The 12880-nt window shown below is 55.8% G+C and carries 10 protein-coding genes; 2 read left to right on the forward strand and 8 right to left on the reverse strand.

Annotated features, from left to right (window positions below):
* Positions 1 to 26 precede the first annotated feature (26 nt).
* The gene (pflB, locus tag WFO70_RS09200) at positions 27 to 2309 is read left to right on the forward strand and encodes a formate C-acetyltransferase (protein WP_337015754.1); all 2283 of its coding nucleotides are present in this window, start codon (positions 27 to 29) and stop codon (positions 2307 to 2309) included.
* A 203-nt stretch (positions 2310 to 2512) separates the two neighbouring features.
* On the forward strand, positions 2513 to 3253 hold the full coding sequence (gene pflA / locus WFO70_RS09205; RefSeq protein ID WP_142488912.1) for a pyruvate formate lyase 1-activating protein: 741 nt from the start codon (positions 2513 to 2515) through the stop codon (positions 3251 to 3253).
* Positions 3254 to 3287: 34 nt separating this feature from the next.
* Here the strand turns inward: pflA and WFO70_RS09210 are convergent, their stop codons facing one another.
* The 8 genes from WFO70_RS09210 to lolA form a co-directional block, all read right to left on the reverse strand.
* Entirely contained in the window at positions 3288 to 3800 is a 513-nt protein-coding gene (locus WFO70_RS09210) for an anti-virulence regulator CigR family protein (RefSeq protein WP_337015755.1), read from the reverse strand.
* 123 nt (positions 3801 to 3923) lie between these two features.
* The gene (locus tag WFO70_RS09215) at positions 3924 to 5072 is read right to left on the reverse strand and encodes an MFS transporter (protein WP_337015756.1); all 1149 of its coding nucleotides are present in this window, start codon (positions 5070 to 5072) and stop codon (positions 3924 to 3926) included.
* 272 nt (positions 5073 to 5344) lie between these two features.
* A complete protein-coding gene (locus WFO70_RS09220) occupies positions 5345 to 6208 on the reverse strand; it encodes a dimethyl sulfoxide reductase anchor subunit family protein (RefSeq protein WP_337015757.1) in 864 nt (287 codons plus the stop codon).
* Between the two features lies 1 nt (position 6209).
* Positions 6210 to 6827 carry a DMSO/selenate family reductase complex B subunit gene (locus tag WFO70_RS09225; protein WP_337015759.1) on the reverse strand — a complete coding sequence of 206 codons (618 nt, stop codon included), beginning with the start codon at positions 6825 to 6827 and terminating at the stop codon, positions 6210 to 6212.
* Between the two features lie 10 nt (positions 6828 to 6837).
* Positions 6838 to 9282 carry a dimethylsulfoxide reductase subunit A gene (gene dmsA, locus WFO70_RS09230; RefSeq protein WP_337015760.1) on the reverse strand — a complete coding sequence of 815 codons (2445 nt, stop codon included), beginning with the start codon at positions 9280 to 9282 and terminating at the stop codon, positions 6838 to 6840.
* A 207-nt stretch (positions 9283 to 9489) separates the two neighbouring features.
* A complete protein-coding gene (gene serS / locus WFO70_RS09235) occupies positions 9490 to 10782 on the reverse strand; it encodes a serine--tRNA ligase (protein WP_337015762.1) in 1293 nt (430 codons plus the stop codon).
* Between the two features lie 93 nt (positions 10783 to 10875).
* Positions 10876 to 12219, reverse strand: a complete 1344-nt coding sequence (gene rarA, locus WFO70_RS09240) for a replication-associated recombination protein RarA (protein WP_337015763.1) — start codon at positions 12217 to 12219, stop codon at positions 10876 to 10878.
* Positions 12220 to 12228: 9 nt separating this feature from the next.
* A complete protein-coding gene (gene lolA / locus WFO70_RS09245) occupies positions 12229 to 12843 on the reverse strand; it encodes an outer membrane lipoprotein chaperone LolA (RefSeq protein WP_333850289.1) in 615 nt (204 codons plus the stop codon).
* Positions 12844 to 12880 lie beyond the last annotated feature (37 nt).

A 12880-nucleotide genomic window follows, 5' to 3' on the forward strand; every position in this document is an offset into this window, starting at 1 on the left:
AATCCACTTAAGAAGGTAGGTGTTACATGTCCGAACTTAATGAAAAGTTAGCCACAGCATGGGAAGGTTTTGCCAAAGGTGATTGGCAGAATGAAGTCAACGTTCGTGATTTCATCCAGAAAAACTACACCCCATATGAAGGTGACGAATCCTTCCTGGCCGGTGCTACCGACGCGACCACTGCCCTGTGGGACAGCGTTATGGAAGGCGTTAAGCAGGAAAACCGCACTCACGCGCCTGTTGATTTCGACACCTCCATCGCGTCCACCATTACTTCTCACGACGCGGGTTATATCAACAAATCCCTCGAGAAGATCGTTGGTCTGCAGACTGAAGCGCCACTGAAACGTGCGATTATCCCGTTCGGTGGTATCAAAATGGTTGAAGGTTCCTGCAAAGCGTATAACCGCGAGCTGGACCCAATGCTGAAGAAAATCTTCACCGAATACCGCAAAACTCACAACCAGGGCGTGTTTGACGTTTACACCAAAGACATCCTGAACTGCCGTAAATCAGGCGTCCTGACCGGTCTGCCAGATGCGTATGGCCGTGGCCGTATCATCGGTGACTACCGTCGCGTTGCGCTGTACGGTATCGACTTCCTGATGAAAGACAAATACGCCCAGTTCCTTTCCCTGCAGTCTGACATGGAAAATGGCGTAAACCTGGAAGCCACTATCCGTCTGCGTGAAGAGATCTCCGAGCAGCACCGTGCGCTGGGTCAGATCAAAGAGATGGCTGCCAAATACGGCTACGACATCTCCGGTCCTGCAACCAACGCTCAGGAAGCTATCCAGTGGACCTACTTCGGTTACCTGGCGGCGGTTAAATCTCAGAACGGCGCAGCAATGTCCTTCGGTCGTGTATCCACCTTCCTGGATGCTTACATCGAACGTGACCTGAAAGCGGGCAAAATCACCGAGCTCGACGCACAGGAAATGATTGACCACCTGGTCATGAAACTGCGTATGGTTCGCTTCCTGCGTACCCCTGAGTATGATGAACTGTTCTCCGGTGACCCAATCTGGGCAACTGAATCTATCGCCGGTATGGGCGTAGATGGCCGTACTCTGGTAACCAAAAGCAGCTTCCGCTTCCTGAACACCCTGTACACTATGGGGCCGTCTCCGGAGCCGAACATCACCATTCTGTGGTCTGAAAAACTGCCACTGAACTTCAAGAAATTCGCTGCTAAAGTCTCCATCGACACCTCTTCTCTGCAGTACGAGAACGATGACCTGATGCGTCCTGACTTCAACAACGACGACTACGCGATCGCTTGCTGCGTAAGCCCAATGGTTGTTGGTAAGCAGATGCAGTTCTTCGGTGCTCGCGCTAACCTCGCGAAAACCATGCTGTATGCAATCAACGGCGGCGTTGATGAAAAACTGAAAATCCAGGTTGGTCCTAAATCTGAACCAATCAAAGGCGATGTGCTGAACTTCGACGAAGTGATGGATCGTATGGATCACTTCATGGACTGGCTGGCTAAACAGTACGTTACCGCACTGAACGTCATCCACTACATGCACGACAAGTACAGCTACGAAGCCTCTCTGATGGCGCTGCACGACCGTGACGTTGTTCGCACCATGGCATGTGGTATCGCAGGTCTGTCCGTTGCGGCTGACTCCCTGTCTGCTATCAAATATGCGAAAGTTAAACCAATTCGTGACGAAGACGGCCTGGCAATCGACTTCGAAATCGACGGCGAATACCCGCAGTTTGGTAACAACGACGCTCGCGTTGATGACATGGCGGTTGACCTGGTAGAACGTTTCATGAAGAAAATTCAGAAACTGACCACCTATCGTAACGCTATCCCGACTCAGTCTGTTCTGACCATCACCTCTAACGTGGTTTATGGTAAGAAAACCGGTAACACCCCAGACGGTCGTCGCGCTGGCGCGCCATTCGGTCCAGGTGCTAACCCAATGCACGGTCGTGACCAGAAAGGTGCTGTTGCCTCTCTGACCTCCGTTGCTAAACTGCCGTTTGCTTACGCGAAAGATGGTATCTCTTACACCTTCTCTATCGTGCCAAATGCGCTGGGTAAAGATGACGAAGTGCGTAAAACCAACCTCGCGGGTCTGATGGATGGTTACTTCCACCACGAAGCGTCCATCGAAGGTGGTCAGCACCTGAACGTGAACGTGATGAACCGTGAAATGCTGCTGGATGCGATGGAACACCCTGAGAAATATCCTCAGCTGACCATCCGTGTTTCTGGCTACGCGGTACGTTTCAACTCGCTGACTAAAGAACAGCAGAAAGACGTAATTACCCGTACTTTCACTCAGTCCATGTAAGTGGATTTGACTGAAATCACGCCGTAAAACGCGTACAATAAAGGCTCCACGCAAGTGGGGCCTTTTTAACACCTGCCGCACCATAGTCTCTTTTGCCCGCTATCTATAATTAATGGATAACAGCCAAAACAGACTCGACACAGCCGCTTGAGTTGTGCACATACACAGGCCCCGGACGGGCCGAATCTGGAGATATCACCGCAATGTCAACTATTGGTCGCATTCACTCCTTTGAGTCCTGTGGCACCGTCGATGGCCCAGGCATCCGCTTTATCACCTTCTTCCAGGGCTGCCTGATGCGCTGCCTCTACTGCCATAACCGCGACACATGGGATACCCACGGTGGCAAAGAAGTTACCGTTGATGAATTAATGAAAGAGGTGGTGACCTATCGCCACTTTATGAATGCATCCGGCGGCGGCGTGACTGCCTCCGGCGGGGAAGCTATCCTGCAGGCAGAGTTCGTTCGCGACTGGTTCCGCGCCTGCCATAAAGAGAGCATTCATACCTGCCTGGATACCAACGGTTTTGTCCGTCGCTACGATCCGGTGATTGATGAGCTGCTGGAAGTGACCGATCTGGTGATGCTGGATCTCAAGCAGATGAACGACGAAATCCACCAGAATCTGGTCGGCGTCTCTAATCATCGCACCCTGGAGTTCGCGAAATACATCTCCGCCAAAGGCATCAAAACCTGGATCCGCTATGTCGTGGTGCCGGGCTGGTCAGATGATGACGACTCTGCCCACCGCCTGGGTGAGTTCACACGTGATATGGGCAACGTTGAGAAAATTGAATTGCTGCCGTACCACGAACTGGGCAAACATAAATGGGTGGCGATGGGCGAAGAGTACAAGCTGGATGGCGTGAAGCCGCCGAAGAAAGAGACCATGGAACGCGTAAAAGGCATTCTGGAGCAGTACGGTCACAAGGTCATGTATTAACAAAACGCCCGGCTTGCACCGGGCGTTTTATTTATTAGTCAAAGACACCATTAATAATGGTGGTCACAATCGCCGTACTCAGCGCAATTAAGACCAGATCCTTTCCGACCACCCGCCATTCATAGCCCGGATAAGAGGGTAATTGACCCAGCATCGAGGCCGGTACAGCCTTTTTCGCGATGCCCGGAGGCAGCGGTTTACCCCGCGCGAGGTTTTTCGCAATCCCCGGCGGCAGGGAATCATAACCCGTTAAGCCATAATTCAACGCCAGATGCCGGGCATGGTCGTAACTGACGCGCGCATCGACATCGTCTTTAACGCTCTTATTTGATTTGCCAGAGTTCTGGTGACCGTTATTTTGCTTGTTACCATGGTTATCAGAATTTCCTTTGCCGGAGTTTCCGTTGCCATGATTGCCGCTATTACCTTGCCCACCACCATTGCCGTGGCCATTTCCATTCCCAGGATTAGCCATAACAGGCGCAGTTGCAAAGGTTAAAGACAACACTACTGCCAGCGCTGTAGTGGTAAAACGACGAGTAGACATGATCGCTGCCTTTGAGTGGTAGAACGCCTCTGAATTATCGCCTCACGCAATAAACAAACAATGCGTAAAACTCTTAGATGTGACAGAGACAAAAAAGCCTGTCAGCGACAGGCTTTTATTTATTCAGGCATGGGCCACCGGCGTGGGATGTTCGCCCGCTTTGCGCAACAGCATGAGCAAATAAATGAATGACACGCTGGCGATCATAATAAACAGCAGATTGTCAGAATAGTTCTGCATCAGCATGGCGGTAAAGGTTGGGCCCAGCAGACTACCGATGGTATAGCTCAGCAGCAGCGCCTGGTTCATGGCCACCAGCTGATGATGCTCCACTTTCTCACAGGCCCAGGCCATCGCCACCGGATAGAGGGTGAAGCCCGCCGCACCCAGAATAAACAGTGCCGGTGCCATGGCGGCATTACTCAGCATGGCGAGACAGCCCATGATCACCACAAAGACCTGAACGCGCAGCACCAGCAGACGCCCAAAGCGGTCGGCAAGGCGGCCAACCGGCCACTGCCCGACAATCCCTGCGCTGACCATCACCGCCATCCAGAATCCGATCCCGGAATCACTGACGCCCTGATGGTTCAGATAGAGCGGCATCAGACCATAGAGCGAGCCCAGCACAATCCCGGAGATAATACAGCCGTTCACCCCGAGACGCGCATGGCGCAGTCTCAGCATCGGCCAGATATGGGTTGCCTCCTGATGCTCGCTGCTCTGGTTCACAATACGCGTAAAGAGCAGCGGCAGAATGGCGGCCAGCACCATGCCGGTTACCCACGGCAGGACGCTCATCAGATCGGTTGGCAGTTTGCTGACCATCAGCTGGCCAAGCACGGTCCCGACGTAATAGACCATCATATAGGCCGCAAGCAGACGGCCACGGTTGCGGGAGGTACCGCTGCACATCAGGGCGCTTTCCACTACCACCCAGATCATGGCGCAGCCGACACCGGCAATAAAGCGCCAGGCCATCCAGCTCCAGAAACCGACCATCAGCCCTAACCCGGCGCAGCCGGCGGCAAAAATAAGTGATGCCAGATAATAACTGCGGTTAAACCCAAAGCGTTTAATCAGGCTTCCCGTCATCAGGGTGCCCAGCAGATTACCGGTGAAAAAGGACGAGCTGACCATACCCACCTGCCAGGTCGGTAAGTTTTCATGGGCGAGCCACAGCGGGACGAGCGTATTTAACACTGCGATCGCGAGGGTCAGCAAAAGCAGGCCACAGAGCAACAGGAGCACTGGCCGGGTATAGGTCGACATGGGTTAAACCGTGAGGAAGTTCAGATTTCGTGCGCATCATGCCACTGGCAAAAACAAAGTCAATCCACCCGATCGAGCCGCGCGCACAATATGTTGCCTGTCGATTTAAAAAACTCATCCTGCTAATGCAAAGTCTGCTATCAATATTAATTATGTATTTGTTTTTGTTTATTTAAGGCCAAAATTAAAACCAAACGACAGTTGAAAAATTTCATGATTGAAAAAAGAAAAGCCGGGCACTAAGTCCCGGCTTTATATAACAATAATCAGCGTTAACTGGCGATAGCCATTCCAACGGTCATATGCAGACCGTAAAACACTCCGCGCCCAATCATCTCTCCCGCCAGCACTAACAAAAATGCCAGCGACAACAGCGGGATTGCGGGCTGATAACCTTTCAGCTGCGGCACGATCCAGCACACCAGCGCCGCCGCCAGCAGTACCACGCGCCAGGCCATCAGCGAGCCGTAATCCGGTACCAGGGCTGAAGCCTGCTGAATAGAACTGTGGATCGTTGCCAGTTCCGCGCCCTGCATCAGCGCCACGACCGTACTCACCGCCAGCGCCAGCAGGGAGACGGCGGGCAGTAAACGCATTGCCCAGCCATCAACGCCCGCCACCCGCAGGAGCAGGAAGCCCAGCAGCGGCCCACCGATAAACATCGTCAGGAAGAAACTCATCGGCGTCCAGACGCTGTACCAGGTCGGAACCGTGTCGATGGTGTTATAGACCCGCACCATCATCCAGACGAACACCACGCCCAGCACCATGGTCACAATCAGCCACAGAGTACGCAAGCCTGCCGGCAGTTTTTTCATTGCCGCCAGCAGCCAGCCCAGCCCGCCAACGGCAAAGAACAGCGCTCCGCTGGCGATCTCGTTACTGAGCGAGGACGCCCCCACGCGGTTCAGCGAGTTGAACGCGCGCAGGGGTGAACCGAGGTGCAGCGTGGAGGCGATAAACCCGATCCCCATCAGCACCCATAAGCCAAACATGCTCAGCACCAGCCGCTGCTGTTGCTCCCGGTTCAGATTGCCGTTTAACAACGCCAGGGCGAGGACGATAAAACCGCCCGCCACACACTGTCCGAAGACCGTAAAAATCATCAGCGGCCATTCATGCCATCCATTTCCCATCTCACACCTCCTGCGGATTGGCCAGATAGCCGGTGATATCACCCGTGGGTCGGCTGTTGGCATTGGGTTTTATCACGATACTCGGCTTCGTGAAGTGCGCCGAGGGCAGCGGGGCGACGGCGGCCAGCTTGCCGTGTTTCTTACGCAGCTCCTCAATCGGGCCGAAGTCCAGCGCCCGCAGCGGGCAGGATTCGACGCAGATTGGCTTGTGGCCCTCTGCCACGCGCTCGTGGCAGCCGTCGCACTTGGTCATATGGCCTTTGGCGGCGTTGTACTGCGGCGCCCCGTACGGGCAGGCCATGTGGCAGTAGCGACAGCCGATGCAGACCTCTTCATTCACCACCACAAAGCCGTCCTCACGCTTGTGCATCGCCCCGCTGGGGCAGACTTTGGTGCAGGCCGGGTCCTCGCAGTGGTTACAGGCAATCGACAGATAGTAGGCAAACACGTTCTGCTGCCAGACGCCGTTGTCCTCCTGCCAGTCGCCGCCCGCGTACTCGTAGATGCGGCGGAAGCTGACGTCCGGGGTCAGGTCCTTGTAATCCTTGCACGCCAGCTCGCAGGTTTTGCACCCGGTGCAGCGGCTGGAATCAATAAAAAATCCATACTGAGTGGTCATCGGCTACTCCTTACGCCTTTTCAACCTGAACCAGGTTACTGTGGGACGGATTGCCTTTCGCCAGCGGCGACGGGCGCTGGGTGGTCAGCACATTAATGCAGCCCGCCTGATCGACGCGGTTTGCATCCGGGTTGTACCAGGCACCTTCGCCTAACGCCACCACACCGGGCAGGATGCGCGGCGTCACTTTGGCTTCGATATGCACTTCGCCACGGCCGTTGAAGATCCGCACCCGGTCGCCATTGGCAATCCCGCGCTGCTTTGCGTCGAGCGGGTTAATCCAGATCTCCTGACGACATGCTGCCTTCAGGACGTCAACGTTGCCGTAGGTGGAGTGCGTTCGCGCTTTGTAGTGGAAGCCGGTCAGCTGCAGCGGATAGTCTTTGCTCTGCGGATCGTCGTAGTTCTCGAAGCCCGGGCTATAAACCGGCAGCGGATGGATCACATCCCCCTGCTCCAGCTCCCAGGTCGCGGCGATCTGCGCCAACTGGGCAGAGTAGATCTCAATTTTGCCGGACGGCGTGGTGAGCGGATTGGCGGTCGGATCGGCGCGGAAGGCTTTATAGGCCACGTGATGCCCTTCCGGGTCACGCTGCTTGAACATACCCTGCTGACGGAACGCATCAAAGGATGGCAGTTCAGGAATGGCCTGCCGGGACTGCTCATACAGATGGCGCATCCACCCTTCCTGCGTGCGCCCTTCGGTGAACTGCTGTTCAACGCCCATGCGTTTCGCCAGCGCGGTGGTCATCTCATAGATGGTTTTGCACTCGAAGCGCGGTTTAATCGCCTGGTCAGCAAAGATTACGTAGGACATGTTGCCGCAGGAGGCATCCAGGGCGAAGTCCATCTGCTCAGAGGCGGTGCAGTCCGGCAGCAGGATATCGGCATACTTCGCCGAGGAGGTCATATGACAATCCACCACCACAATCAGCTCACATTTTTTGTCGTCCTGCAGAATGTCGTGGGTGCGGTTGATCTGCGAGTGCTGGTTGATCAGGCAGTTCCCGGCGTAGTTCCAGATCATCTTGATCGGTACGTCGAGTTTTTCTTTGCCGCGCACCCCGTCGCGGGTGGCGGTCATCTCCGGACCACGTTCGATGGCGTCGGTCCACATAAACATCGAGATACTGGTCTGAACCGGGTTTTCCAGAGTCGGCATGCGCACAAACGGCAGGGAGTACGAGCCTTCACGCGCCCCGCTGTTGCCGCCGTTGATCCCCACATTGCCGGTCAAAATCGCCAGCATGGCGATAGCACGGGAGACCAGCTCGCCATTAGCATGACGCTGCGGGCCCCAACCCTGGGAGATAAAGGCTGGTTTCGCCGTGGCGATTTCACGCGCCAGCTTAACGATACGCGCTTCAGGAATACCGGTAATGGCCGCAGCCCAGGCCGGGGTTTTGGCAATCCCGTCACTGCCCTGGCCCAGAATCCAGGCTTTATAGTGGCCGTTCGCCGGTGCGCCTTCCGGCAGCGTTTTCTCGTCGTAGCCGACACAGTATTTATCGAGGAACGGCTGATCGACGAGGTTCTCTTCGATCATCACCCAGGCCAGAGCAGAGATCAGCGCCGCATCCGTTCCCGGACGGATCGGGATCCACTCATCCTCGCGCCCTGCCCCGGTGTCGGTGTAGCGCGGGTCGATAATGATCATCCGGGCATTCGATTTTTGCCGCGCCTGTTCAACGTAGTAAGTCACCCCGCCGCCGCTCATACGCGTTTCACCCGGGTTGTTGCCGAACAGCACCACCAGCTGACTGTTTTCAATATCCGACGGACTGTTGCCATCGGCCCAGCCGCCGTAGGTGTAGTTAAGACCGGCGGCAATCTGCGCGGTGGAGTAGTCGCCGTAATGGTTGAGGTAGCCCCCACAGCAGTTCATCAGGCGGGCGATCAGGGTTTTGCCCGGCGGCCAGGAGCGGGTCAGGGTCCCGCCGAGGGTGCCGGTGCCGTAGTTGAGATAGATAGACTCGTTGCCGTAGTCTTTAATCAGGCGCTGCATATTACTGGCAATGGTGTCGAAAGCCTCGTCCCAGCTGATGCGCTCGAATTTGCCCTCCCCGCGTTTGCCCACCCGCTTCATGGGATATTTCAGGCGATCGGGGTTATAGACGCGACGGCGCATGGAACGACCGCGCAGGCAGGCGCGAACCTGATGTAAACCCTCGTAGTTATCATCCCCGGTATTGTCGGTCTCGACGTACTTGATCTCGCCATCGATGACATGCATTCGCAACGGGCAGCGACTGCCACAGTTCACCGTACAGGCACTCCAGACCACTTTTTCATCCGGCTTAACCGCAGCAGCGACTTCAACCGCCGATGCCAGGCGGGAAAAAGGCAAAGACAATGCGCTACTGGCAACCGCCAGGCCACCAATCGCGGTGGTTTTCATCAACCCGCGACGGCTCACCTCGGCAGCCAGCAAGGCTTCAGGCGTTTTTATTTTCATAGACTCTCACTTTGATTGCTCACAAAGATCCCTGTGCGGCAGCAACCGCTATATAGATTTTTATATAAGGAGTGATTGCGTTAGCAGAGGTTTATGCTAACCAACTGCCAGGGGAGTATTACCCCTTTGGAGGGAGGGGGTATTGCCTGATGTCAAAAGCGGGGCATAAAAAAAGCGCCCGCAGGCGCTTTTTTACGTTAAGGCAGATTAGCCGATGTACTGCTGACCCTTCATGTAAGGGCGCAGAACTTCAGGAATTTCGATACGACCGTCAGCCTGCTGGTAGTTTTCCAGCACGGCAACCAGCGTACGGCCAACAGCCAGACCAGAACCGTTCAGGGTATGCACCAGACGGGTTTTCTTGTCAGATTTGCTGCGGCAACGTGCCTGCATGCGACGCGCCTGGAAATCGCCAACGTTGGAACAGGAGGAGATTTCACGGTAGGTGTTCTGCGCCGGAACCCACACTTCGAGATCGAAGGTTTTGCAGGCACCAAAGCCCATATCACCGGTGCACAGCGCCATACGACGGTACGGCAGACCCAGCAGCTCCAGCACTTTTTCCGCGTGACCGGTCATCTCTTCCAGCGCATCCATGGAGGTTTCCGGACGCACGATCTGCACCATCTCAACTTTGTCGAACTGGTGCATACGGATCAGACCACGGGTATCACGGCCATAAGAGCCCGCTTCAGAACGGAAGCACGGAGAGTGGGCGGTCAGTTTAATCGGCAGATCGTCTTCGTCGATGATCTCATCACGCACGAGGTTGGTCAGCGGCACTTCTGCGGTTGGGATCAACGCGTAGTTGCTGCTGTCGGCCTCTTCGTCCAGCGGACGGGTATGGAACAGATCGCCGGCAAATTTTGGCAGCTGGCCAGTACCGTACAGGGTATCGTGGTTCACCAGATAAGGAACGTAGGTTTCGCTGTAGCCGTGCTGCTCGGTGTGCAGATCCAGCATGAACTGGGCCAGCGCACGGTGCAGATGGGCAATCTGCCCTTTCATCACCACAAAGCGAGAACCGGTCAGCTTAACCGCGGCCGCAAAATCGAGCCCCGCGTGCATTTCGCCCAGCGTGACGTGATCGCGAACCTCGAAATCGAACTCGCGTGGGGTGCCCCAGCGTTTCACTTCGACGTTGTCGTTTTCGTCTTTACCAACAGGTACGCTGTCGTCAGGGGTATTCGGGATCGCCAGGGCGATATCACGAATTTCGGCCTGAAGAACGTCCAGATCGGCTTTCGCCTGATCCAGCTCTTCACCGAGTTTGTTTACTTCCAGGCGTAATGGCTCAATGTCTTCCCCGCGCGCTTTCGCCTGGCCGATGGATTTCGATCGAGAGTTACGCTCTGCCTGCAAGTTTTCGGTTTGTACCTGCAGAACTTTACGACGCTCTTCAAGAGCGCGCAGCTTATCTACATCCAGTTTAAAGCCCCGGCGTGCCAGTTTTTCAGCGACTGCGTCTGGCTCGTTACGCAGCAGATTGGGATCGAGCATGCTTATCCTGTGCTTATCGAATTAAAAAATAGGAGGAAATGACCGCAGCCTGCGGTCATCAGATACATTGCCAACATTACCGCAACGATCGCCCTAACGGTAGCGTTTTATAGGGCTATTTTGATCCTGTCCGGCAAGCCAGGTGAGCTTTTCGCCAATCTTGCCCTCAAGGCCTCTGTTTGTCGGGCGATAATAGCGCGTTTGTGCCATTTCCTGCGGGAAATACTCCTCCCCGGCGGCGTAGGCGTTGGGCTCGTCATGGGCGTAGCGGTATTGCTGACCGTAACCAAGCTCTTTCATCAGTTTGGTCGGGGCGTTGCGCAGGTGGTCAGGGACATCGTAATCAGGACGTTCGCGGGCATCGGACATCGCCGCTTTGAAGGCGGTATAGACCGCATTGCTTTTCGGGGCACAGGCCAGATAGACAATCGCCTGGGCGATGGCGCGCTCGCCTTCGGCAGGCCCGACGCGGGTGAAGCAGTCCCAGGCGGAGATCGCCACTTGCATCGCACGCGGATCGGCGTTGCCGACATCTTCCGAGGCGATCGCCAGACAGCGACGGGCCACGTACAGCGGATCGCCCCCGGCGGTGATAATGCGCGCATACCAGTAGAGCGCGGCATCGGGTGCGCTGCCGCGTACCGATTTATGCAGCGCCGAGATCAGATCGTAGAAACGGTCGCCTTTATTATCAAAACGCGCGCTGCGTTCGCCAGCGATTTCGGTCAGCAGTGCCGGGAGTAGCACCCGCTTGCCGCTGTCGTCGGCTTCGGCCATATCGGCCATCATTTCCAGGGTATTCAGCGCCCGGCGGGCATCCCCGTTTACCAGTTCGGCAATGGCGCGACGCGTTTCGTCAGGCAGGACAATATCCTGGCCGCCATAGCCGCGGGTCTTATCGTCCATTGCCTGGGTCAGCACCTGCTCAATGTCTTCGGTGGTTAAGGATTTCAGCAGATAGACGCGGGCGCGGGACAACAGCGCGGAGTTGAGTTCAAACGAAGGATTCTCGGTGGTGGCACCGATAAAGGTGATGGTGCCATCTTCAATGTGCGGCAGGAAAGCATCCTGCTGGCTTTTGTTGAAGCGGTGCACCTCATCGACAAACAGGATGGTGCGGCGACCGGCGTTACGGCTCTGGCGGGCACGCTCAATGGCTTCGCGGATCTCTTTCACCCCGGAGGTGACGGCGGAGATGCGCTCGACGTCGGCATCGGCATAGCGGGCAATCACTTCTGCCAGCGTCGTTTTACCGGTGCCCGGCGGCCCCCAGAGGATCATGGAGTGCAGATGCCCGGCCTCAATGGCGCGCGGCAGGGGTTTGCCCGCAGCCAGCAGATGCTGCTGGCCGATATACTGCGCTAAATTTTCTGGCCGCATACGGGCGGCCAGAGGTTGAAACGCATTATCTGAAAAATCGAGCGACAGGTTGCTCACGCACGCCTCTTACTTATTACGTTGGTCATCCACCGTTACGCCCTTCGGCGGGGTAAAGGTGAATTTAGATGCATCAACCGCCCCATTCTGCTGGGATTTCAGCTGATAGCTGCTGCGCTGATCGTCCTGCTCAACCGCACCGAACTGATTGATGGTCCCGTTCGTGCTCACGTTAATGGTGAACTGCTTCAGGTTGCCGTTGTTGCCTTTCGGGGTCAGGACGAAGTCATCGCCGTTCTGTTTAATGTTGTACTGCTGCCAGTCACTGGACTGGTTACGGGCGATCAGCATAAACGGCGTGTTGCTGGCGGCATCTTTCAGCCAGGTCGCCGTGGCCTGCTCAACAAACGGGTTGAAGAACCACAGGGTTTTCCCGTCGGAAACCAGGATGCTCTCGTCCGGCTGCGTCATGTGCCAGTTGAACAGATTTGGACGTTTCACCCACAGGTCACCCTGACCTTCCTGCACCGCATTACCGCTGCCATCAGTCACTTTCTGGGTGAAGCTGGCGTGGAAGCTGCTGACCTTGTCCAGACGGTTTTTCAGGTCGCTGGCGGCATCAGCCCAGACGCTGCTCGCCACAAAGCTGGTCAGTAATGCACAGGTGATAGCAATTTTTTTCATTGGTAGTCCTTACAAAGCGTCATCCCGAAATGGGGGT

Origin of the sequence: Leclercia sp. AS011 (genome assembly GCF_037152535.1) — a bacterium.
Taxonomy (GTDB): Bacteria; Pseudomonadota; Gammaproteobacteria; order Enterobacterales; family Enterobacteriaceae; genus Enterobacter.